At 72.9% G+C, this 22,637-nt stretch carries 17 protein-coding genes; 13 read left to right on the top strand and 4 right to left on the bottom strand.

Annotation, left to right across the window (positions count from 1 at the left end; translation table 11 throughout):
• Positions 1 to 6: 6 nt before the first annotated feature.
• On the top strand, positions 7 to 1,290 hold the full coding sequence (locus ACXJKF_RS04220) for a saccharopine dehydrogenase C-terminal domain-containing protein (protein ID WP_456786594.1): 1,284 nt from the start codon (positions 7 to 9) through the stop codon (positions 1,288 to 1,290).
• On the opposite strand, the gene gabT is transcribed toward ACXJKF_RS04220, so the two are convergent.
• Complete coding sequence (gabT, locus tag ACXJKF_RS04215) at positions 1,287 to 2,633, bottom strand: 4-aminobutyrate--2-oxoglutarate transaminase (protein ID WP_456786487.1); 1,347 nt, start codon at positions 2,631 to 2,633, stop codon at positions 1,287 to 1,289. The genes ACXJKF_RS04220 and gabT overlap by 4 nt on opposite strands.
• A gap of 205 nt (positions 2,634 to 2,838) precedes the next feature.
• Between gabT and ACXJKF_RS04210 the strand changes: the two genes are divergently transcribed.
• The 3 genes from ACXJKF_RS04210 to ACXJKF_RS04200 all read left to right on the top strand — a co-directional run bounded on the left by ACXJKF_RS04210 (position 2,839) and on the right by ACXJKF_RS04200 (position 6,369).
• Entirely contained in the window at positions 2,839 to 4,149 is a 1,311-nt protein-coding gene (locus ACXJKF_RS04210) for a M50 family metallopeptidase (protein WP_456786486.1), read from the top strand.
• A 90-nt stretch (positions 4,150 to 4,239) separates the two neighbouring features.
• A complete protein-coding gene (ispG, locus tag ACXJKF_RS04205; protein ID WP_056021182.1) occupies positions 4,240 to 5,400 on the top strand; it encodes a flavodoxin-dependent (E)-4-hydroxy-3-methylbut-2-enyl-diphosphate synthase in 1,161 nt (386 codons plus the stop codon).
• 81 nt (positions 5,401 to 5,481) lie between these two features.
• On the top strand, positions 5,482 to 6,369 hold the full coding sequence (locus tag ACXJKF_RS04200) for a GNAT family N-acetyltransferase (protein ID WP_456786485.1): 888 nt from the start codon (positions 5,482 to 5,484) through the stop codon (positions 6,367 to 6,369).
• A gap of 4 nt (positions 6,370 to 6,373) precedes the next feature.
• Here ACXJKF_RS04200 and ACXJKF_RS04195 read toward each other — a convergent pair whose 3' ends face one another.
• Positions 6,374 to 7,264 (bottom strand): Fpg/Nei family DNA glycosylase, encoded by an 891-nt coding sequence (locus ACXJKF_RS04195; RefSeq protein ID WP_456786593.1) that lies wholly within the window; start codon positions 7,262 to 7,264, stop codon positions 6,374 to 6,376.
• A gap of 64 nt (positions 7,265 to 7,328) precedes the next feature.
• Here ACXJKF_RS04195 and ACXJKF_RS04190 point away from each other — a divergent pair, with 64 nt between their 5' ends.
• Positions 7,329 to 9,125 (top strand): proline--tRNA ligase, encoded by a 1,797-nt coding sequence (locus tag ACXJKF_RS04190; RefSeq protein WP_456786484.1) that lies wholly within the window; start codon positions 7,329 to 7,331, stop codon positions 9,123 to 9,125.
• Between the two features lie 77 nt (positions 9,126 to 9,202).
• On the opposite strand, the gene ACXJKF_RS04185 is transcribed toward ACXJKF_RS04190, so the two are convergent.
• Positions 9,203 to 10,171, bottom strand: coding sequence for a DUF4439 domain-containing protein (locus tag ACXJKF_RS04185; RefSeq protein ID WP_456786483.1), 969 nt, complete (start codon positions 10,169 to 10,171; stop codon positions 9,203 to 9,205).
• Between the two features lie 222 nt (positions 10,172 to 10,393).
• Between ACXJKF_RS04185 and ACXJKF_RS04180 the strand changes: the two genes are divergently transcribed.
• The 5 genes from ACXJKF_RS04180 (at position 10,394) to rbfA (ending at position 16,006) form a co-directional block, all read left to right on the top strand.
• Positions 10,394 to 10,978 carry a ribosome maturation factor RimP gene (locus ACXJKF_RS04180; RefSeq protein WP_456786482.1) on the top strand — a complete coding sequence of 195 codons (585 nt, stop codon included), beginning with the start codon at positions 10,394 to 10,396 and terminating at the stop codon, positions 10,976 to 10,978.
• A gap of 1 nt (position 10,979) precedes the next feature.
• The gene (nusA, locus tag ACXJKF_RS04175) at positions 10,980 to 12,044 is read left to right on the top strand and encodes a transcription termination factor NusA (protein ID WP_456786481.1); all 1,065 of its coding nucleotides are present in this window, start codon (positions 10,980 to 10,982) and stop codon (positions 12,042 to 12,044) included.
• 116 nt (positions 12,045 to 12,160) lie between these two features.
• Positions 12,161 to 12,439, top strand: a complete 279-nt coding sequence (locus ACXJKF_RS04170; protein WP_456786480.1) for a YlxR family protein — start codon at positions 12,161 to 12,163, stop codon at positions 12,437 to 12,439.
• Between the two features lie 148 nt (positions 12,440 to 12,587).
• Complete coding sequence (infB, locus tag ACXJKF_RS04165; RefSeq protein ID WP_456786479.1) at positions 12,588 to 15,482, top strand: translation initiation factor IF-2; 2,895 nt, start codon at positions 12,588 to 12,590, stop codon at positions 15,480 to 15,482.
• A gap of 83 nt (positions 15,483 to 15,565) precedes the next feature.
• Positions 15,566 to 16,006, top strand: a complete 441-nt coding sequence (gene rbfA, locus ACXJKF_RS04160) for a 30S ribosome-binding factor RbfA (RefSeq protein ID WP_456786478.1) — start codon at positions 15,566 to 15,568, stop codon at positions 16,004 to 16,006.
• A gap of 54 nt (positions 16,007 to 16,060) precedes the next feature.
• Here rbfA and ACXJKF_RS04155 read toward each other — a convergent pair whose 3' ends face one another.
• A complete protein-coding gene (locus tag ACXJKF_RS04155) occupies positions 16,061 to 17,497 on the bottom strand; it encodes an MFS transporter (protein ID WP_456786477.1) in 1,437 nt (478 codons plus the stop codon).
• A gap of 74 nt (positions 17,498 to 17,571) precedes the next feature.
• Between ACXJKF_RS04155 and ACXJKF_RS04150 the strand changes: the two genes are divergently transcribed.
• The 3 genes from ACXJKF_RS04150 (at position 17,572) to ACXJKF_RS04140 (ending at position 22,530) form a co-directional block, all read left to right on the top strand.
• On the top strand, positions 17,572 to 18,165 hold the full coding sequence (locus ACXJKF_RS04150) for a TetR/AcrR family transcriptional regulator (protein WP_456786476.1): 594 nt from the start codon (positions 17,572 to 17,574) through the stop codon (positions 18,163 to 18,165).
• Positions 18,162 to 19,106, top strand: a complete 945-nt coding sequence (truB, locus tag ACXJKF_RS04145; protein ID WP_456786475.1) for a tRNA pseudouridine(55) synthase TruB — start codon at positions 18,162 to 18,164, stop codon at positions 19,104 to 19,106. Before ACXJKF_RS04150 ends, truB begins: the two co-directional genes overlap by 4 nt.
• 190 nt (positions 19,107 to 19,296) lie before the next feature.
• The gene (locus tag ACXJKF_RS04140; protein ID WP_456786474.1) at positions 19,297 to 22,530 is read left to right on the top strand and encodes a glycoside hydrolase family 9 protein; all 3,234 of its coding nucleotides are present in this window, start codon (positions 19,297 to 19,299) and stop codon (positions 22,528 to 22,530) included.
• Positions 22,531 to 22,637: the final 107 nt, after the last annotated feature.

Raw genomic sequence — 22,637 nt, 5'->3', positions numbered from 1 at the left:
ACACTCGTGCGGATCCTGGTGGTCGGAAGCGGTGGGGTGGGCGACGCGGTCGCGCGGATCGCGGCGCGGCGGCGGTTCTTCGAGCGGCTCGTCGTGGCCGACGTGGACCTGGGCCGGTCGCAGCGGACCGTCGAGGCGGCGAGCGCGCACGACGTGGTGGGCGGCCGGTTCGTCGCGGCGGCCGTCGACGCCTCGAGCGCGGCCGCCGTGGAGGCGCTGGTGCGCGAGCACGGCGCGACGCACGTGCTCAACGCGGTCGACCCGCGGTTCGTGCTGCCGATCTTCGAGGGGGTCCGGGCGGCCGGCGCGCACTACCTCGACATGGCGATGTCGCTGTCCCACGCGCACCCGGAGCGGCCGTACGAGCTCCCGGGCGTCAAGCTGGGCGACGAGCAGTTCGCGCAGGCCGCCGGGTGGGAGGCGGACGGGCAGCTGGCCCTGGTGGGCATCGGGGTGGAGCCGGGCCTGTCCGACGTGTTCGCCCGGTACGCCGCCGACCACCTGTTCTCCGCGATCGACGAGCTCGGCGTGCGCGACGGCGCCAACCTCGAGGTCGTCGGCGACGACGGGGAGCCGATCTTCGCGCCGTCGTTCTCCATCTGGACGACGATCGAGGAGTGCCTGAACCCGCCGGTGATCTGGTCGGCGGACCGCGCGGAGGCCGGCGCCGGCCTGGCGGACGGCTGGTTCACTGTCGCACCGTTCCACGAGCCGGAGGTCTTCCGGTTCCCCGACCCGATCGGGGACGTCGAGTGCGTGCACGTGGAGCACGAGGAGGTCCTCCTCATGCCCCGCTGGGTCGACGCCCGGAAGGTGACGTTCAAGTACGGGCTGGGCGAGGAGTTCATCGGTGTCCTGCGGACCCTGCACCGTCTGGGCCTGGACCGGACGGAGCCGGTGACGGTCCGTGGCGTGCAGGTGAGCCCGCGTGACGTGGTCGCCGCGGCCCTGCCCGACCCGGCGACCATCGGCCCGCGCATGACCGGGTCCACGTGCGCCGGGCTGCTGGTGACGGGCACGGGCGTGGACGGCTCCCCGCGCGAGGTGTACCTGTACCACCTCGTCGACAACGCGTGGTCGATGGCCGAGTACGGCGCGCAGTGCGTCGTGTGGCAGACCGCCGTCAACCCGGTCGTCGCGCTCGAGCTCCTGGCGGCCGGCACCTGGTCCGGGGCGGGGGTGCTCGGCCCGGAGGCGTTCGACGCCGTCCCGTTCCTCGAGCTCCTGGCGGCGCCGACGCCCGAGGGCTACGGCTCGCCGTGGGGCCTGGAGGAGCGCGACCCCGCCTAGATCGAGCGGAGCGCGTCCTCGAGCACCGTCAGGGCCTCGTCGAGGAGGTCGTGCCCGATCACGAGCGGCGGGAGGAGGCGCAGGACGTTCCCCCACGTGCCGCACGTGAGCACCAGGACGCCCTGCGCCGCGCACGCGGCCGCGACCCGCTGGGCGGCGGCCTTGTCGGGTTCGAGCGTCCCGGGCCGGACCAGCTCCAGCGCGAGCATCGCGCCGCGTCCCCGCACGTCCGCCAGGGCCGGGACCTCGTCCCGGAGGGCCGTCAGGCGGGGGACGACCGCCGCCTCGATCGCCCGCGCGGCGGCCGCGAGGTCGTCGCGCTCGTAGATCTCGAGCGACGCCAGGGCGGCCGCGCACGCGAGCGGGTTGCCGCCGAACGTGCCGCCGAGCCCGCCGGCGTGCACGGCGTCGAGCAGCTCGGCCCGCCCGGTGACGGCCCCGAGCGGCAGTCCGCCCGCGATGCCCTTGGCCATGGCGACGAGGTCGGGGACGACCCCCTCGTGCTCCATGGCGAACATCGCGCCGGTCCGGGCGAACCCGGTCTGCACCTCGTCGGCGACGAGCACGATCCCGCGGTCGGCCGCCCACTCGGCCAGGGTCGACAGGAAGCCGGGCGCCGGGACGACGAAGCCGCCCTCGCCGAGGATCGGCTCGACGACGAGCGCGGCGACCTGGTCGGCGCCCACCTGGCGCTCGGCCACGCCGATGGCCCGCAGCGCGGCCTGCTTGCCGGTCATCCCCGCGGGGTCGCGCAGCGGGTAGGACGCCGGGACGCGGTAGACCTCGCCGGCGAACGGCCCGAAGCCCGTCTTGTAGGGCATGGCCCGGGCGGTCATCGCCATCGTGAGGTTGGTGCGCCCGTGGTAGGCGTGGTCGAGCACCAGGACCGCCGGCCGACCCGTGGCGCGACGGGCGACCTTCACGGCGTTCTCGACGGCCTCCGCCCCCGAGTTCACCAGGACCGACCGCTTGTCGTGGGTGCCGGGGGTGATCCGCGCGAGCGCCTCGCACACGGCGACGTACTCCTCGTACGGGCTGATCATGAAGCAGGTGTGCGTGAAGTCGGCCGCCTGGGCGGCGACCGCCGCGGCGACCTCCGGTGCGCTCGCCCCGACGGACGTGACCGCGATGCCGGAGCCCAGGTCGATCAGCACGTTCCCGTCGACGTCCTCGATCACGGCACCCGCCGCCCGGCTCACGTACACCGGCAGCGTCGACGAGACACCGGCCGCGACCGCCGCCGCGCGCCGGACGCCGAGGGCGACCGACTGCGGTCCCGGGATCGGTGTGTGCAGGACGCGGCGCTGCTCGAGCGGAACGACCGGATCGGAAACGGTGGTCATAGGGGGACGCTAGTGCCGATGTCGTGCGCGGGAAAGAATCCCACGACGAAATCCGCCGACCGGCGGGTCGCCCCCAGCTCAGGCCGATCGGGTGACCCGGGCGTGCGTTCAGGAGGTTCCCAGGGACACGAGGCAAGATGTCCCCGCGGGAGTCGACCGAGGCCCCGCTCTCGCGCGTGCGCGCGAGCTTCTGACGGAGGGGTCGATGGCTTACCTGGTCGCTGTGCTCATCGTGGTCGTCGTGCTGCTGCTGTCCATCGGGCTGCACGAGGTCGGCCACATGGTGCCCGCCAAGCGCTTCGGCGTCCGCGTGAGCCACTACATGATCGGCTTCGGCCCGACGCTCTGGTCGCGCACCCGGGGTGAGACGGAGTACGGCCTCAAGGCGATCCCGCTCGGCGGCTACGTGCGCCTCGTCGGCATGTACCCGCCCGACGCGGCCGTCGGCAACCCGCCGGCGCGCACCTGGCTGGGGCGGCTCGCGCGCGACGCCCGCCAGGCGAGCGCGGAGGAGATCCGTCCTGGCGAGGACCCCCGCGCCTTCTACCACCTCTCGACGCCGAAGAAGCTGGTCGTGATGCTCGGCGGCCCGGTGATGAACCTGGTCATCGCGTTCTTCCTCATGGCGATCGTGCTGGTCGGCATCGGTCTGCCGACGACGACCACCACCCTGTCGGGCGTCTCCCAGTGCGTCATCCCGGTCGGCGCCGACGAGCTGCGCGAGTGCACGCCGTCCGACGAGGCCGCACCGGCGGCTGCGGCCGGCATCGAGGCGGGGGACACCGTCGTGTCCTACGACGGCACCGAGATCACGTCCTGGGAGCAGCTCTCGGACCTCATCCGCGACACGGGCGAGCAGGAGGTCCGAATCGTCGTCGAGCGCGACGGCGAGGTCATCGACCTCACGATCACGCCGGTCGTCGCGGAGCGCGCCGTCTACGACGAGAACGACCAGCTGGTCGTCGACAGCGCCGGTGACCCGGTGACGAAGCCCGTCGGGTTCCTCGGCATCGTCCCGGCGCAGGAGCTGGTCCGGCAGTCCCCGCTGGACGTCGTCGGCGCGGTGGCTGACACGACGTGGCAGACCGTGACGGTCGTCGCCACCCTCCCGAGCCGCATGGTCGACCTCGTCCAGTCCCAGGTGAACGGGACCGAGCGCGACCTCAACAGCATCGTCGGCCCCGTGGGCATCGGCCGGTTCGCCGGGGAGATCGCCTCGACCGACGGCATCGAGTGGCAGCTCAAGGCCGCGGCGCTCCTGCAGCTGATGGCGGCACTGAACATCGCGCTCTTCGTGTTCAACCTCATCCCGCTGCCGCCGCTCGACGGCGGCCACGTCGCCGCGGCGCTGTGGGAGGGCGCCCGGCGCCAGGCAGCCCGGCTGCGTGGGCTGCCCCGCCCGGGTCCCTTCGACTCCGCCAAGCTCGTGCCGCTCGCCTACTCGGTCTTCGTCGTGCTGGGTGCGGTCGGGCTCCTCCTGCTCTACGCCGACATCGTGAACCCGGTGCAGATCTGACGCGATCCGACCCGTGGGGCTCTGGGGTGATCTCGTGCACACCGGCCTCCGCGGGCGGGCGGGCGACCTGCCGGGTGCGATGATGAACGCGTGAGCATCCCGATCAGCCTCGGCATGCCGGAGGCGCCCCCCTTGGTCCTGGCCCCCCGGCGCAAGACGCGCAAGATCAAGGTCGGCAAGATCGACGTCGGCGGTGACGCCCCCGTCAGCGTCCAGTCGATGTGCACGACCCAGACGACCGACATCAACGCGACGCTGCAGCAGATCGCCGAGCTGACGGCCGCCGGCTGCGACATCGTCCGCGTGGCCGTCCCGACGCAGGACGACGCGGACGCGCTGCCCGCCATCGCCCACAAGTCGCAGATCCCCGTGATCGCGGACATCCACTTCCAGCCGAAGTACGTCTTCGCGGCCATCGACGCCGGCTGCGCCGCGGTCCGCGTCAACCCGGGCAACATCCGCAAGTTCGACGACCAGGTCAAGGAGATCGCCCGCGCGGCCACCGACGCCGGGACGTCCATCCGGATCGGCGTCAACGCCGGCTCGCTCGACCCGCGCCTGCTCGCCAAGTACGGCAAGGCCACGCCGGAGGCGCTCGTCGAGTCCGCCGTCTGGGAGGCGTCGCTGTTCGAGGAGCACGGCTTCCGCGACTTCAAGATCTCCGTCAAGCACAACGACCCCGTGATCATGGTCCGCGCGTACGAGCTGCTCTCCGAGCGCGGCGACTGGCCCCTGCACCTCGGCGTGACCGAGGCCGGCCCGGCGTTCCAGGGCACCATCAAGTCCGCGACCGCGTTCGGCGCCCTGCTGAGCAAGGGCATCGGCGACACCATCCGCGTGTCCCTGTCCGCGCCGCCGGTCGAGGAGGTCAAGGTCGGGATCCAGATCCTGCAGTCGCTCAACCTGCGCCCACGCAAGCTCGAGATCGTCTCCTGCCCGTCCTGCGGGCGCGCCCAGGTGGACGTCTACTCGCTGGCCGAGCGCGTCACGGCCGGGCTCGAGGGCATGGAGGTGCCGCTGCGCGTCGCCGTCATGGGCTGCGTCGTGAACGGCCCCGGCGAGGCCCGTGAGGCCGACCTCGGGGTCGCGTCCGGCAACGGCAAGGGACAGATCTTCGTGCGCGGCGAGGTCATCAAGACCGTGCCCGAGGCGCTCATCGTCGAGACCCTCATCGAGGAGGCCATGCGCCTCGCCGAGAGCATGGATCCCGTGGAGTCCGGCGACGGCGCGCCCGTCGTCACCGTCGGCTGACAGGGTGCTGGCGCCCAGCGTTCACTCGATCGACGTGTCGGACATGGGGTGAAGCGGACGCCCGTGGTGCAGGATCTACCCATGGTGCAACGCCGCGCTGCTCTGCTCGACGGTCGGGCCGGAGGTCGGGTCCTCGGTGACGTCGACCTCACCGCAGCCCTGGCCGTCTGCGCGCGGGACGCCGTCGGGTCCGTCCTGGCGACCGCCCGGCTCGAGCAGGCCGTCGGGCGGACACTGCGTGCCGCGGGGGGAACCCTGTGGGGCTACGAGGAGGGCGGCGAGCTCCTCGCCGTCTGCTACGCCGGGGCGAACATGGTCCCGATCGTGCCCGTCGACGACCCGCAGCTGATGGCTCGCGCGCTCGACGCGTTCGCCGGTCTCGCGCGCGGGCAGGGCCGGCGCTGCTCGTCGATCGTCGGACCCGCCGAGGCGGTGCTCGGCATGTGGGGCAGGCTCCGCTACTACTGGCCGGCCGCCCGGGAGGTCCGCGAGGACCAGCCGTCGATGGTGATCGAGCACGCGCCGCTGATCACCGCCGACACCCGCGTGCGCCGGTCCCGGCCGGAGGAGTTCGACATCGTGCTCCCGGCCTGCGTGCGGATGTTCACCGAGGAAGTCGGCTACTCGCCGGTCAGCGGGCCCGGCGGGCCGTACGAGACCCGGGTGCACGGCCTGATCGCCCAGGGGCGCTCCTTCGTCCGCGTCGACCACCCCGGTGACGTCGTGTTCAAGGCCGAGCTCGGTGCCGTCGCCGGGGGAGTGGCGCAGGTCCAGGGCGTCTGGGTGGCGCCCGATCGCCGTGGCGAGCGGCTGTCGGAGGCCGGGATGGCGGCCGTGGTGCAGATCGCCCGCGGCGAGGTGGCGCCGCTGGTGTCGCTGTACGTGAACAGCTACAACGAGCGGGCGCTGGCGGCGTACCGCGCGGTGGGCTTCCGGCAGGTCGGTACGTACGCGACCGTCCTGTTCTGAGGGCTCAGCGCAGCAGCCGGGACATCCGCCGGTCGGCGAGCGGCTTGCCGCCGGTCTGGCACGTCGGGCAGTACTGCAGCGACGAGTCCGCGAACGAGACCTCGTGCACGGTGTCCCCGCACGGCACGTCGTCCCACCCCGGGCAGGGCTGGCCGGTCCGCCCGTGCACCTTCATCCCGCGGCGCTTCGCGTCCTTGAGCTCGATCGCGGGCTTCCCCGACGCCGACCCGACGGCACCCGTGAGGACCTCGCGGATCGCCTCCCACAGGACGCGGGTGCGGTCGGCGTCGAACGACTTCGTCATCGCGAACGGGCTCATCCGTGCCGCGAGCAGGATCTCGTCCGAGTACGCGTTGCCGATGCCCGCGATCGTCCCCTGGTCGCGCAGCAGGCCCTTGACCTGCTGGTTGCGCGACGCGAGCAGCTCGGCCAGGCGGTCCTCCGTGAACTCGTCGGACAGCGGCTCCACGCCCAGCGTCGCGATCTGCGGGACGTCGGCCGGGTCCTCGACGACGTGCACCGCGAGCCGCTTGCGCGTGCCTGCCTCGGTGAGGTCGAACCCGGAGCCGTCATCGAGGCGCACCCGCAGCGCGAGCGGCGACTTGCCGGGCCGCACGGGGTTGGTCGACAGCTGCTCGGACCAGCGCACCCAGCCGGCGCGCGACAGGTGCCAGATCAGGTGCAGCGGCTCGCCGGTCGGCTGCACGACCATGAGGTCCAGCCACTTGCCGTGCCGCTGGGCATCCACCACCGTGCCACCGACGAGCGCGTCGGGCGGTGGCCGGAACGTCTTCAGCGCGCTGATCGCGCCGATCGACACCTCGGTCACGACGTGGTCGACCGTCCGCCCGCGCAGGAACTGCGCGAGCGCCTCGACCTCGGGCAGCTCCGGCACGAGCACCATCCAACCGCACGGAATCGCGTACGGCTCCGGGAGCACGGGCAACTACGCTCCTCCCATGCTCATCCGCCTCTCCCAGCTCTTCTTCCGCACGCTGCGGGAGGACCCGGTCGACGCCGAGGTCGCCAGTCACCGTCTGCTCGTGCGTGCGGGCTACATCCGCCGCGCCGCCCCCGGCATCTACACCTGGCTCCCGCTGGGGCTGAGGGTCCTGGCCAAGGTCGAGCAGGTCGTCCGCGAGGAGATGACCGCGGCCGGCGCCCAGGAGGTGCACTTCCCGGCGCTGCTGCCCAAGGAGCCGTACGAGGCGACGGGCCGCTGGACCGAGTACGGGCCGAACATCTTCCGGCTCAAGGACCGCAAGGGCGGTGACTACCTGCTCGCGCCGACGCACGAGGAGATGTTCACGCTGCTGGTCAAGGACCTGTACTCGTCGTACAAGGACCTGCCGCTGACGCTCTTCCAGATCCAGACGAAGTACCGCGACGAGGCCCGCCCGCGTGCCGGCCTCATCCGCGGGCGCGAGTTCATCATGAAGGACGCCTACTCGTTCGACGTCGACGACGCCGGGCTGGAGGCGTCGTACCAGGCGCAGCGCGCCGCGTACCGGCGCATCTTCGACCGGCTCGGCCTCGAGTACGTCATCGTGGCCGCGACGTCGGGTGCCATGGGCGGCTCGCGCTCCGAGGAGTTCCTCACGCCGACCCCGATCGGCGAGGACACCTTCGTGCGCTCGCCGGGCGGCTACGCCGCGAACGTCGAGGCCGTCACCACGGTCGTCCCCGACGCGATCCCGTTCGACGACGCCCCGGCGGCCCACGTCGAGGACACGCCGGACACGCCCACGATCGACACGCTCGTCGCCGTCGCCAACGAGCGGTTCGCGCGCCCCGACCGGCCCTGGACCGCCGCCGACACGCTCAAGAACGTCGTCCTCGCCCTGGTGCACCCGAGCGGCGAGCGCGAGCTGCTCGTCGTCGGCCTGCCCGGCGACCGCGAGGTGGACCTCAAGCGCCTCGAGGCGGCCGTCGCGCCGGCCGAGGTCGAGGCCGCCGGCGACGCCGACTTCGCACCCCACCCGGAGCTCGTCCGCGGGTACCTCGGACCCGACGTCCTCGGCCCGAACGTCCCCGTGGCGGACGGGGAGGAGCGCACGGCCATCCGGTACCTGCTCGACCCGAGGGTCGTCGCGGGCACCCGCTGGATCACCGGCGCCAACGAGCACGGCAAGCACGTGTTCGACCTCGTCGCCGGCCGGGACTTCACCGCCGACGGCACGGTCGAGGCGGCCGAGGTGCGCGCGGGTGACGCCGCCCCCGACGGCTCCGGTCCGCTCGAGCTCGCGCGCGGCATCGAGATCGGCCACATCTTCGCGCTCGGGCGCAAGTACGCCCAGGCGCTCGGCCTGACCGTGCTGGACCAGAACGGCAAGGCGCAGGTGGTGACGATGGGCTCTTACGGCGTCGGGGTCACCCGGGTGCTCGCCGCGCTCGCGGAGGCCAACAACGACGAGCGCGGGCTGGCCTGGCCGGCGCACGTGGCCCCGGCGCACGTGCACGTCGTCGCGACGGGCAAGGACCCGGCGGTGTTCGAGGCGGCCGAGGCGATCGCCACCGAGCTGTCGTCGCGCCGCGTCGAGGTCCTCTACGACGACCGCCCGGGCAAGGTGTCGCCCGGCGTGAAGTTCGCCGACGCCGAGCTCCTGGGTGTCCCGCTGGTGGTCGTCGTCGGCCGCGGGCTGGCCGAGGGGGTCGTCGAGGTGCGTCCGCGCGTCGGCGGCACCACCGAGCAGGTCCCGGTCGCCGAGGTGGCGGACCGCGTCGAGGCCCTGGTCACGACGCTCCTCACGGCCTGACACACCGCAACGTCCGAGCTTTCGGTCGCCCTGACGACCGGAAGCTCGGACGTCCCGGTGTCGGCTGCTCGAGGCGGTCAGCCCGTGGGCTGCTGTGCGCGTTCCGGCAGGCCCGGGAACGGGACCGGGGTGGCGCCCCAGGCGGCGGCGTCGACGGTCGCCCGGTGCAGACCGTCGATCAGCGTGGACCGGGTGCCCGGCCCTGCCTGGGCGACGGCGTTCGCGTAGGCGTCGGCGACCGCGGTCTCCAGCGTGCGCCCGAGGGCGATCGAGACGGTCGGGTCGTCGAGCCCTGCGGGCAGCGTGTACGACGCCCGGCGGGGGTCCTGCGCCGTCCCGTCGATCCCGGCGGCCGCAGCCCAGTCCTCGCTGCGGACGCGGTGGGCGGCGGCCGACGACTCGGCTGCCGCGCGCTGCTCGGCGGAGAGCTTGGCGGCGATGACCTCGAACCCGTAGCCCGCCTCGTCGTGCGCGAGCGCGAGCGCCGCGGCCTCGGCGGCGGACAACGCGTCGCCCTCCGGTGCCGAGCTGTCCGGGCTCGGTTCCGGCTCGGTCGACGCGGTGGGCTCGTCCGGGACGAGGGACGGCATCTCGGCGCCGGTGGCCAGCGCGAGCCGGGTCGCCAGCTCCCCGCGGGACGTCGCGACGGATGCGACGAGCCTGGCGAGGGGCCCGTCGGTCACGGTGTCGGCGTCGGTCAGCGCGGTGCGTGTCGCCGCCGCGAGCTCCGCCAGGACGTCGGCCACCGAGGCCGTCGGCGGCGCGCTCGTGGTGGGGGAGCCCGTGGGTGCGGGCAGCCCGGACACGTACACCCCGCCGAGCTGGTCGGCGTGCTGGTCGGAGAAGCCGGTGACGTCGGCGAGCACGGGTGCGACCGGCTCGACGGCGCCGTCGGGGAGCAGCGCGGCCGCGGTCGCGGCGGCCGACAGGGCGAGCGAGTCCGCCACCGTCCGTGCCCGGACCTGCTCGACGGCGTCCGGGCTGGGTTCGACGGGCGGCGGCGTCTCCACCCGCAGACCGCACGCCGCGAGCGTGAGAACCGTCACTGCCGCGGCGATCGCGCGAGCGACGACGCGTCCCGGGCGCGCGTGATCGCGCGCATGATCCCTGCGGCCGGCACGCCTCTGCTCCACGCTCATCGCCGGTGATCCTGCCATGCCGCAGGGTCGCGGCCGTCGGGCTCGCCCGGACTCGTTACTGTGGTCCCACAACATCACAGGGTCGCAACGTCGCTCGCCGACGACCCGCTGGACCGACAGGAGGCTGACATGGTCGCGCCAGCACACCCGACACACGCTGATCGGGTCCGGGACGTCGTGGAGCCCGCCGTCGACGCAGCAGGTCTCCTGCTCGAGGACGTCACCGTGCGCAAGGCAGGCTCGCGATCCGTGGTCGAGGTGGTCCTCGACGTCACGGAGGACGACGCCGGCGGCCTGGACCTGGACCGCGTGGCGGAGGCCACCCGAGCGGTCTCCGACGCCCTGGACGCCGCCGACATCATCGTCGGGGAGTACACGCTCGACGTGATGAGCCCCGGTGTGGACCGCCCCCTGACGGAGCGCCGCCACTTCACGCACGCGGTCGGGCACATGGTCACCGTGTCCCTGGCGGACGGCGGGACGCTGGCCGGGCGACTGACGGAGGTCGACCGTTCCGACGACGCGATCGTTGTCGTGCCCGTGACGCCCGGGCTCAAGGGTCGCAAGCCGGTGGTGGGCGAGCCCGTCCGCGTGTCCCTGTCCGACGTGCGCCACGCGCACGTCGTGGTGGACCTGTCGGGCATCGGCCCTGTGGACGACGTGGACCCAGACGAGACGGCCGGCCACGACGCCGCTGCCGGCAAGGAGAGCTGAGATGGACATCGACATGCAGACGCTGCGGCTGCTCGAGCGCGAGCGGGAGATCAGCCTCGACGTGCTGGTCTCCGCGATCGAGCAGGCGCTGCTGTCCGCGTACCACCGCACGCCGGGCGCGCAGACGCGGGCACGGGTCGAGGTGGACCGCAAGACCGGGCACGTGACCGTGTGGGCGCGGGAGGCCGCGCCCGTGGGCGAGCCCGACGACGAGGGCATCCTGCCGCCGCCCGGTCCCGACGGCCCCGAGTTCGACGACACCCCCGACGGCTTCGGGCGCATCGCGACCGCGACGGCCCGCCAGGTCATCGTGCAGCGCCTGCGCGACGCCGAGGACGACCAGGTGCTCGGCGCGTTCCGCGGCAAGGAGGGCGAGGTCCTCGGCGGCGTCATCCAGCAGGGCCGCGACCCGCGGACCGTGCTCATCGACGTCGGCGGGACCGAGGCGGTGCTCCCCGCGCACGAGCAGGTGCCGGGGGAGGAGTACGTGCACGGCGACCGGATCCGCGGGTACGTCCTCGAGGTCGCCCGCGGGCAGCGTGGGCCGCAGGTGACCCTGTCCCGGACGCACCCGAACCTCGTGCGCAAGCTGTTCGAGCTCGAGGTCCCCGAGGTCGCGGACGGCACGGTCGAGATCACCGCGATGGCGCGCGAGGCCGGTCACCGCACCAAGATGTCCGTCCGCGCGACGGTCCCCGGCGTCAACGCCAAGGGTGCCTGCATCGGCCCGATGGGCGGCCGGGTGCGGGCCGTGATGGCGGAGCTGCACGGCGAGAAGATCGACATCGTCGACCACGCCGACGACCCCGCGGAGATGATCGCCCACGCCCTGTCGCCCGCCCGCGTGCTGTCCGTGACGGTCGTCGACCCCGTGGCACGTGCGGCGCGCGTGATCGTGCCGGACTACCAGCTGTCGCTCGCCATCGGCAAGGAAGGGCAGAACGCCCGCCTGGCCGCGAAGCTCACGGGCTGGCGCATCGACATCCGGTCCGACGCCGAGGTGCCGGGGGAGAGCGTGTCGGAAGGCGCCCGCGGTGCCCATGGTGGCGCGGACGGCAGTGAGTGACGTCACGAGTGACGCCGCCGGAGCCGCGGCGCGGTAGACTTGCCGCGGCTGGGCCGGATGTCCGGCTCCTCCCGTCGAGCCGGCGGACCCCACAGACACCCGAACGTGTCTCTGGCATGGGTCCGCTGCGCACGTGCGTGGGGTGCCGAGCCACCGGCCCGAGGTCAGCCCTGCTGAGGGTGGTCGCCGTTACCGAGAGCGCAGTCGTGCTCGTCGTGGACGTCAACCGCACGATGCCGGGCAGGGGGGCATGGCTGCACCCCGATCCTGGATGTCTCGAGAAGGCCGAACGCAGGCGAGCGTTCGGGCGTGCCCTGCGAGTTGCGGGGCAGCCCGGCACGGACGCGGTGCACCGCCACCTCGAGGAGCAGCAGGAGCAGGACGTCGTCGGGTAGTTCCCGGTGGCGAGGCCGATCGTCGATACGGAAAGCGGGTTGGAAGCCGATGGCTGCCCGATGAGCACGCACCGATGAGTACCCAGCGATGAGTACCCAGCACTAACGACGGTCCGACCCTGTCCGGGCGGACCGAGACAGGAGAGATGTGGCCAAGGTCCGCGTCTACGAGCTCGCCAAAGAGCTCGGGGTCGACAGCAAGACCATCATGACCAAGCTGAACGAGTTCGGTGAATTCGTCCGCTCGGCATCCTCGACCATCGAACCGCCGGTCGTCCGCAAGCTGCGCGACACCTACCCGGTCGGTGGCGGAGGTTCCGCCCCCGCAGCAGCACCCGCCCCGAAGGCATCGGCACGTCCGGCGCCCGCCCCGGCCGCCGCTGCCCCCACAGCACCCGCACCTGCCGCACCGGTCGAGGCACCCCGCCCCGCGCCTGCGGCAGCTGCGCCCGCCGCGCCGGCTGCTGCCCCCGCAGCCCCGGCTCCGGCAGCAACCCCCGCCCCGGCACGTCCGGCTCCCGCGCGCCCGGCCCCGGCCGCCGCGCAGGCTCCTGCTGCCTCGGCACCTGCCGCAGCCGCTCCCGCCGGCCCTGCAGTCCGGCCCGGTCCGCGTCAGGCCCCGCCTGCCGCTCGTCCGGGCAACAACCCGTTCGCGCCGTCCCAGGGCATGCCCCGCCAGGGCGAGCGTCCCGGCGGCGGTCCCCGCCCGCCGCGTCCGGGCAACAACCCGTTCGCGCCCTCGCAGGGCATGCCGCGTCCGGGTGACCGTGACCGGCGTCCCGCCCCTGCCGAGGGTGCTCCGGCCGCCTCGGCCGGCGAGCGTCCGGGCGGTCCCCGTCCCGGCGGTCCCCGCCCCGGTGGCCCGCGTCCCAACCCGGGCATGATGCCGGGCAAGACGTCCAGCGGCGTCGGTCGTCCTGGCGAGCGTCCGGCCGGTCCCGGTGGCCGTGGCGGCCCCGGCGGTGCCGGTGGCGGTGCGCGCGGCGGCTACGCCGGTCGACCCGGTGGCGGCGGGGGTGCGCCCGGTGGCGCTCCCGGTGGCGGTGGCGGTTTCGCCGGTCGTCCCGGTGGCGGTGGCGGTCGTCCCGGCGGTGCCGGTCGCGGCAGCACGCAGGGTGCCTTCGGTCGTGCGGGCGGTCGTCCCGTCCGTGGCCGCAAGTCGAAGCGCGCGAAGCGTCAAGAGTTCGAGCAGATGCAGGCCCCCTCGCTGGGTGGCGTGCAGGTTCCTCGCGGCAACGGCAAGACCGTCGTCCGCCTGCGCCACGGCTCGTCGCTGAACGACTTCGCGGACAAGATCGACGCCAACCCGGCCGCGCTGGTCACCGTGCTGTTCCACCTCGGTGAGATGGCGACGGCGACGCAGTCGCTCGACGAGGACACGTTCGGCACGCTGGCCGAGGAGCTCGGCTACATCATCGAGATGGTGTCGGCCGAGGAGGAGGACCGCGAGCTGCTCGGGGCCTTCGACATCGACCTGGATGCCGAGCTCGAGGCCGAGGGCGACGACGACCTGACGGCGCGTCCGCCGGTCGTCACCGTCATGGGCCACGTCGACCACGGAAAGACCAAGCTCCTCGACGCCATCCGTCAGACGGACGTCGTCGCGGGCGAGGCCGGCGGGATCACCCAGCACATCGGTGCCTACCAGGTGCACACCGTGCACGAGGGCACCGACCGTGCCGTCACGTTCATCGACACCCCGGGCCACGAGGCGTTCACCGCCATGCGTGCCCGTGGTGCGCAGGTGACCGACATCGCGATCCTCGTGGTCGCTGCCGACGACGGCGTGATGCCGCAGACCATCGAGGCGCTCAACCACGCCCAGGCGGCCGGCGTCCCGATCGTGGTCGCGGTCAACAAGGTGGACAAGGAGGGGGCCAACCCCGACAAGATCCGCCAGCAGCTCACCGAGTACAACCTGGTGGCCGAGGAGTACGGCGGCGACACCATGTTCGTCAACGTCTCCGCGAAGCAGAACGTCGGCATCGACCAGCTGCTCGAGGCGGTCCTCCTCACGGCGGACGCGGCCCTCGACCTGCGGGCCAACGCCGACAAGGACGCTCGTGGCGTCGCCATCGAGGCGAACCTCGACAAGGGCCGCGGTGCCGTCGCGACGGTGCTCGTGCAGTCCGGCACGCTGAACGTCGGCGACTCGATCGTCGCCGGCACGGCGTACGGCCGCGTCCGCGCGATGTTCGACGAGCACGGCGAGCCGGTCCTCGTGGCCGGTCCGTCGCGCCCCGTCCAGGTGCTCGGCCTGACCTCGGTGCCCCGCGCCGGTGACACGTTCATCGTGGCTCCGGACGACCGCACCGCGCGTCAGATCGGTGAGAAGCGCGAGGCGGCCGAGCGTGCCGCCCTCCTGGCCAAGCGTCGCAAGCGCATCAGCCTCGAGGACTTCACGCAGGCGCTCCAGCAGGGCAAGGTCGAGACCCTCAACCTGGTCCTCAAGGGCGACGTCTCCGGTGCCGTCGAGGCGCTCGAGGACGCACTGCTCAAGATCGACGTGGGCGAGGAGGTCGAGCTGCGCGTCATCCACCGTGGGGTGGGTGCCATCACGCAGAACGACGTCAACCTGGCCACCGTCGACTCGGCGATCATCATCGGCTTCAACGTCAAGTACGCGGAGCGCGTCGAGGAGCTGGCGGACCGCGAGGGCGTCGACGTGCGCTTCTACTCGGTCATCTACCAGGCGATCGACGACGTCGAGGCGGCCCTCAAGGGCATGCTCAAGCCGGAGTACGAGGAGGTGCAGCTCGGTTCCGCCGAGGTGCGCGAGGTCTTCCGGTCGTCAAAGTTCGGCAACATCGCCGGCTCCATCGTCCGGTCGGGCCTCATCCGACGGAACACGAAGGCGCGCGTCACGCGTGGCGGCAAGGTCGTCGGCGACAACCTGACGATCGAGTCGCTCAAGCGGTTCAAGGACGACGCCACGGAGGTCCGCGAGGGCTTCGAGTGCGGTATCGGCCTCGGCTCGTTCAACGACGTCGAGATCGGCGACACCATCGAGACCTGGGAGATGCGCGAGAAGCCTCGCGCCTGACCCCGGTGATCAACGTCCGCAGGGCGGGCGAGGAACTCTCCTCGCCCGCCCTGCGGTCTCTCAACTAGACAAGGAGTGATCCGATGGCGGACACCGCCCGCGCCCGCAAGCTCAGCGAGCGCATCCAGCAGGTCGTCGCGCAGATGCTCGACACCCGGATCAAGGACCCGCGCCTGGGCTTCGTCACGGTCACCGACGTCCGCGTGACCGGCGACCTGCAGCACGCCGACGTCTTCTACACGGTCCTCGGTGACGACGCCGCGCGCACCGACACCGCCGCCGCGCTGGAGAGCGCGAAGGGCATCATCCGCTCCGAGGTTGGCAAGCAGACCGGTATCCGGCTGACGCCGTCGCTGGACTTCCACCTCGACGCCCTCCCCGACACCTCGGCACAGCTGGACGCCGCGCTGCTCGAGGCGGCCCGCCGGGACCGCGAGGTCGCGGCGCTGGCTGCCCAGGCGAGCTTCGCGGGCGACGCGGACCCGTACAAGAAAGCCGACGACGACGCGGTCGACGACGACTGACCACGCATACGACGGCGCCCTCCGGAGAACCGGAGGGCGCCGTCGTGCTGTCCGTCAGGCGTGCTGCCGTCCCGTCTCGCGGGGCATCCACAGCAGCACCGTGAGGGCCCCGACGGCCACCACGGCGGCGGCGACCAGTGCCGCCGGCTGCAGTCCCGCGACGTACCCGTCGGGCGTGAGCGTGCCGTCCGAGGCGGTGAACACCGCGACCAGCGCTGCGACACCGAGCGCCCCACCGATCTCCCGGATGGTCGAGTTCACCGAGCTGGCGGTGCCGTGGTCGTCGGGCGCCATGTCGAACAGGACGGCCGTGGCGCTCGGTGCGAACGTGAGGCCCATGCCGATCCCGGCGAACGCGAGCCCGGGGACCAGGTCGGCGTAGACGAGCCCGTCGCTGGTGACGACCAGGCCCATCCACGCCAGGCCGGCGGCCTGCAGGGCGAGCCCCGCGGCGAGCAGGGGGCGCACGCCGATCCGGGGGGCGAGCATCCCGGCGATCGGCGCGAAGATCATCGGAGCGGCGGTCCACGGGAGCGTGCGGATGCCGGCCTCCAGCGGGGTGTAGCCCATCCCGATCTGCAGGTACTGCGCCAGCAGGAACACGAGGCCGAAGACACCGAAGGAGAACGCCAGGGCGCTCGCGTTGGCGACCGTGAACGAACGCACCCGGAACAGTCGCAGGGGGATCAGCGGGTGGTCGGTGCGCGACTCGCGGAGCAGGAACGCGGCGAGCAGGAGGACGCCGAGGAGGATCCCGCCGATGACGGTGACGGAGCCCCAGCCGTCGTCGTTGCCCCGGATGATCGCCCAGACGAGCGAGAAGATGCCGGCACCCGCCAGGACCAGGCCGGCCAGGTCGAGCGCCTGACGCCGGCCGTGGGACTCGGGCAGCGCCCAGAACACCAGCGGGATGGCGACGACCGCGACCGGGACGTTGATCCAGAAGATCGCCTCCCAGGAGATGCCGTCGACCACGGCGCCGCCGATGACCGGGCCGAGTGCGACGCCGAGCCCGGAGACGCCGCCCCAGATCCCGATCGCCATCGCCCGCCGAGCCGCGGGGACCGCCCCTGCGAGCAGGGTGAGCGACAGCGGCATGATCGCCGCGGCGCCGGCGCCCTGGACCGCTCGGGCGGCGATGAGCAGCTCGGCGCTCGTGGCCAGGGCGGACGCGATGGAGGCGAGCGCGAACACGACGATGCCTGCGACGAACACCCGGCGGCGCCCCCAGCGGTCGCCCAGGGTCGCGGCGGCGATCATCAGGGTGGCGAAGCTCAGGGTGTAGGCGTTCACCATCCACTGCAGCTGCTCGAGCGTGGCGGACAGCTCGGTGCGCAGGACGGGGAGCGCGGTGGTCATGACGAGGTTGTCGAGGGTGGCCATGAACATCGGGACGGACGCGGCGATGAGCGCGACGGCGGTGCCCCGGCGCCGGCGCACGGGAGGTGGCGCGACGGGCAGCTCGGCTGGTGCCGGCATCGTGACGGTCACGAGAATCTCCTTGTTGGCATTGATTGATTACTAACAAGAGCCGACCGTAGGCATCGGCTGATAACATGTCAACCATGTCTCAGGAACAGCCCGTCGACTGGACGGCGAAGAAGCCGGCCCCCCGCATGTCCGGCACCCAGCGGCGCGCCGAGATCCTGGTCGCCGCCCGCAAGGTGTTCGCGGAGCGCGGGTACGCAGCCAGCACGGACGAGGTGGCCCGCGCCGCAGGCGTGTCGCAGCCCTACGTGGTGCGCCTGTTCGGCACCAAGCGCGAGCTCTTCCTCGCGGCCTACTCCGAGGCCAGCGCGCAGATCCTCGCGACGCTCGGCGCGGTGCCCGCCGGGCCCGAGGCGGGGCACGCGATGGGCGACGCGTACGTCAGCCTGCTGGCGGACCGCGACCTGCTGCGCCTGGTCATGCACGGGTTCATCGCCGGTGCCGACGAGGAGGTGGGGCGCGTCGCGCGGCACACGCTGGGGGAGGCCTTCCGCCTGTTCCGGGAGAGGTCGGGGGCCGACGACGAGACCGCCCGCGCGTTCGTCGCGCAGGGCATGCTGATCAACGTGCTCCTCGCGGTCGACGCGCCGGCGCACCGCGGCGAGGACGGCGGGATGGACGCGCTGGTGCAGTGCGTCGAGGACGGCATCTCCGAGCGGCGCACGGCGTGACCAGACCGACCAGTCAGGGCCCCCGGCGCCCCACGGCCGCAGACGGGGTCGTCGTCGTCGACAAGCCCGCCGGGTGGACCAGCCACGACGTCGTGGCGCGCATGCGCCGCCTGGCGAGCACCCGGAAGGTCGGGCACGCGGGCACGCTCGACCCGATGGCGACCGGAGTCCTCGTGGTGGGCATCGGGCGCGCGACGCGGCTGCTGACCTACATCGTCGGGGCCGACAAGGAGTACACCGCGACCATCCGGCTCGGCGTCACGACGACCACCGACGACGCCGAGGGGGAGGTGCTCGCGACCGTCGACGCCTCGGGCGTGACGTCCGCGGACGTCGTCGGGGGAGCGGGCGCGCTCACGGGCGCGATCCAGCAGGTGCCCAGCGCCGTCTCGGCCATCAAGGTCGACGGCCAGCGGGCGTACGCCCGGGTGCGCGCAGGGGAGGACGTCGAGCTGGCCGCACGCCCCGTCACGGTCAGCCGGTTCGACGTGCACGACGTTCGCCCGGCGCGGACCGACGACGGGTCGCCCGTGCTCGACGTCGACGTGACCGTCGTGGTGTCGTCGGGAACCTACGTCCGTGCCCTCGCCCGCGACCTCGGCGCCGGCCTCGGCGTCGGCGGCCACCTGACGGCCCTGCGCCGCACGCGGGTCGGTGGCTACGGGCTCGACGTCGCCCGGTCGCTCGACGACCTCGGGGCCCTGCCCATGGACGAGCCGATCGACGTGGTGTCGCTGGCCGACTCCGCGCGCGCCACGTTCCCGGTGCGGGAGCTCACGGCCGCCGAGGCGCGTGCCCTGTCCTACGGGCAGGCGATCGCCGTCGTCGAGGACGCGCCGGGGACGACGGTCGCCGGGATCGACCCCGACGGTGCGCTCGTCGCGCTGCTGGAGGAGCGCGGCGGCGCGATCCGCCCCGCCCTCGTGTTCGCACCCGCCTGACGACTGTCCCTCGTCCGGACGAATCGTTTCGAGACTCTTCCGATTTGTCCGGATCGGGGGCTACTCTGCGCGGAGCGTCATCGGCGCCCCACAGGGTCGTGGGAGCGCTCCTATCTAGGGAGACACCGTGGTTTCTCGTCACACCTGGCGCGCAGGCGCCGCCTTGACCGCTACAGCCGCACTCGTGCTGATGGGCATCGCACCCGCGGGTGCAGCCGTCCCGACCGAGTCGTTCGACGACGGGCCGGGGGCCTGGGTCGCGTACGGGCACGAGGGGGCGATCGACACCAGCGGCGGGGCCTTCTGCGTCGACGTGCCCGCCGGTTCCGCGCAGTACGGGGTCGGCGTGCTGCTCAACGGCGTCGCGGTCGAGCAGGGCACGACGTACACGCTCGCGTTCTCGGCGTCCGCGACGACGGACGTCACCGTCCGCGCGCTCGTCGGCCAGAACGGCGCTCCCTACGGCACTGTGGTGGACAAGAGCCCCGCGCTGACCTCGGAGCTCACGGACTTCTCCTACGAGTTCACGGCGACCGACAGCTACCCCGCGACCGCCACCGCGGACGAGCCCGAGGGCCAGATCGCGTTCCAGCTCGGCGGCTTCAGCCCCGACGCCTGGACCTTCTGCCTGGACGACGTGTCGCTGTCCTCCGACGTCGAGCTCCTGCCGCACACCTCGTTCGCGGAGTCGCTGGGGCCCTGGGGCCTGTACGGCGGGTCGGACCCCGTGTTCACCGACGGCGGCGTCTGCACCACCCTGCCCGGTGGGCAGAGCAACCCCTGGGACGCCGGCCTTGCGTTCACGGGGATCCCGGTCGAGGAGGGGCAGAACTACGTCCTGACCTTCACCGCCCGAGCGACCCCGGAGACCCCGGTGCGCGTCATCGTCGGCGAGGGCGGTGGTGCCTACCGGACCACGTTCGAGCAGGCCTCCGTGCCGCTGACCAGCGAGCTGACCACCTACACGTACCCGTTCACGGCGAACCTCACGTTCCCCGCCGACGGCGCAGCGCCCGGCCAGCTGGCCTTCCACCTGGGCAAGACGACCGGGTACGAGTTCTGCATCACGGACGTCTCGCTGCGGACCACCGCGAGCCCGCCGCCGCCCTACCAGCCGGAGACCGGGCCGCGCGTGCGCGTCAACCAGGTCGGCTACGTGCCCGAGGGCCCGAAGCGCGCGACCTTGGTGACCGAGTCGACCGAGGCGCTGCCGTGGGAGCTGCACGACGCGGCCGACGCCGTCGTCACGTCCGGCACCGCCACGCCCGCGGGCACCGACGGGTCGACCGACCTCAACGTCCAGGTCATCGACTTCTCGGACGTGACCACCGAGGGTGCCGGCTACACGCTGGTCGCCGACGGGGAGACGAGCCGGCCGTTCGACATCGACGCCGACCTCTACCAGCAGCTCCGCCAGGACACGCTCGACTACTTCTACCTGGCACGCTCCGGGACGCCGATCGACGGCGCGATCGTCGGCGACGAGTACGCCCGCGTGGCCGGGCACGTCGGGGTCGCACCCAACCAGGGCGACACCGAGGTGCCGTGCATCGGCCCGCGCGACTACTACGACGGCTGGACCTGCGACTACACGCTCGACGTCTCGGGCGGCTGGTACGACGCCGGCGACCACGGCAAGTACGTGGTCAACGGCGGCATCTCGGTGGCGCAGCTGCTCGGCACCTACGAGCGGACCCTGACGGCGTCGTCGGCCGCGGCCGGAGCGCTGGGGGACAACACCCTCGACCTGCCGGAGCACGGCAACGACGTGCCCGACGTGCTGGACGAGGCGCGCTGGGAGCTCGAGTGGATGCAGAAGATGATCGCGCCCTCGGGTGAGTACGAGGGCATGGTGCACCACAAGATCCACGACGAGGGCTGGACCGGTCTGCCGCTCCTGCCGGCGAACGACCCGCAGGTGCGCTCGCTGGCCCGACCGTCGACGGCAGCGACCCTCAACGTCGCCGCCGTGGCCGCTCAGGGTGCCCGCCTGTTCCGCGAGTACGACCCGGCCTTCGCCGACTCGCTGCTCGCCACCGCCCGCTCGACCTGGGCCGCAGCGCTCGCCCACCCGGCCGTGTACGCGCCGGCGGCGGCCGGTGCCGACGGCGGCGGGGCGTACGACGACAGCGTGGTGACCGACGAGTTCTACTGGGCGGCCGCCGAGCTGTTCCTGACCACGGGTGAGGACGCGTTCGAGCAGTTCGTCCTCACCAGCCCGCAGCACACGGCGGACATCTTCACGCCGGACGGGTTCAACTGGGGGAGCGTCGCGGCGCTCGGCCGGATCGACCTGGCCACCGTGCCGAGCGACCTGCCGGGGCTCGACGCGGTCAAGGCGTCGGTCGTCGCCGGCGCTGACGGGTACGTCGCCAGCCAGGCGGCGCACGCGTTCGGCTCGGTGTACTCGCCCGCCAGCGGTCAGTACGCGTGGGGGTCGAGCTCGTCGGTGGCCAACAACCTCGTGGTCGTCGGTGTCGCGTACGACCTCACGAGCGACCTGAAGTACAGCCGGTCGGTGCTCGAGGGCATGGACTACCTGCTGGGCCGCAACGGCCTCAACCAGTCCTACGTGACCGGCTGGGGCGAGGTGGCCTCCCACCAGCAGCACAGCCGCTGGTTCGCGCACTCGCTGGACCCGGCGCTGCCGGAACCGCCCGCGGGGTCGCTCGCCGGAGGTCCCAACTCGTTCACCGGGACGTGGGACCCGACGATGCAGGCGACGTTCACCCAGGGCTGCGCCCCCTCGATGTGCTACCTCGACGTCATCTCGTCGTGGGCGTCCAACGAGATCACGGTCAACTGGAACTCGGCGCTGTCCTGGGTGGCGTCGTTCGTCGCCGACCAGGGCGACGGTGCCCCGGTCCAGGTGGCTCCCGTCGTCACGCAGCAGCCCGCGTCGGTGACGGCGGCGTTCGGGTCGACGACGTCGTTCACCGCGGCGGCGTCCGGCACCCCCACGCCGAGCGTCCAGTGGCAGGTCCAGCAGAGCGGGCCGTGGCAGGACGTGGTCGGTGCGACGTCGACCACGCTGGACGTCGTCGTCAGCGCCAACGCCCGGTACCGCGCGGTGTTCACCAACGCGGCCGGCTCGGTGACGACGCAGGTGGCGACGCTGACCGTGGCGAAGACCGCTCCGGTCATCACCACGCACCCGGCGCCGGTCCGCGTGGCGCTCGGCAGGACGGCGAGCTTCACCGCGGCCGCCACCGGCTACCCGACGCCGACGGTCACGTGGCAGGTGCGCTGGTTCGGTGGCCCGTGGGTGACGGTGCCCGGTGCGAAGAGCACGACGCTCAGCTTCAAGGCCACGGTGCTGAGCCTCGGCACGGAGTACCGGGCGGTCTTCAAGAACGCCGCCGGGACCACCGCGACGAACCCCGCCCGGCTCACGCTCACGCTGCCGGGACACCCTCGGAGCTAGTCGCCGCACCGTGACGGTCGCCCGGCGCGCGCCTCGATGGCGTGCGCCGGGTGGCCGGGGTGGCAGGCTTGTCCGTCGAGCCCTCGATCGCACGTGGGGCACGGACG

The organism is Cellulomonas sp. P5_C5 (assembly GCF_054049655.1).
The sequence above is the reverse complement of the archived record's forward strand: the minus strand, read 5'-3'. Positions and strand labels throughout refer to the sequence as shown.

Bases quoted from the DNA above. Each gene is read 5' to 3' on its own strand.
- ACXJKF_RS04210 (WP_456786486.1), top strand. From the start codon at position 2,839: ATGGCTTACCTGGTCGCTGTGCTCATCGTGGTCGTCGTGCTGCTGCTG.
- gabT (WP_456786487.1), bottom strand. From the start codon at position 2,633: ATGACCACCGTTTCCGATCCGGTCGTTCCGCTCGAGCAGCGCCGCGTC.
- nusA (WP_456786481.1), top strand. From the start codon at position 10,980: ATGGACATCGACATGCAGACGCTGCGGCTGCTCGAGCGCGAGCGGGAG.
- ACXJKF_RS04200 (WP_456786485.1), top strand. From the start codon at position 5,482: ATGGTGCAACGCCGCGCTGCTCTGCTCGACGGTCGGGCCGGAGGTCGG.
- ACXJKF_RS04140 (WP_456786474.1), top strand. From the start codon at position 19,297: ATGGGCATCGCACCCGCGGGTGCAGCCGTCCCGACCGAGTCGTTCGAC.
- rbfA (WP_456786478.1), top strand. From the start codon at position 15,566: ATGGCGGACACCGCCCGCGCCCGCAAGCTCAGCGAGCGCATCCAGCAG.
- ACXJKF_RS04170 (WP_456786480.1), top strand. From the start codon at position 12,161: ATGGGTCCGCTGCGCACGTGCGTGGGGTGCCGAGCCACCGGCCCGAGG.
- ACXJKF_RS04190 (WP_456786484.1), top strand. From the start codon at position 7,329: ATGCTCATCCGCCTCTCCCAGCTCTTCTTCCGCACGCTGCGGGAGGAC.
- ACXJKF_RS04150 (WP_456786476.1), top strand. From the start codon at position 17,572: ATGTCTCAGGAACAGCCCGTCGACTGGACGGCGAAGAAGCCGGCCCCC.
- ACXJKF_RS04180 (WP_456786482.1), top strand. From the start codon at position 10,394: ATGGTCGCGCCAGCACACCCGACACACGCTGATCGGGTCCGGGACGTC.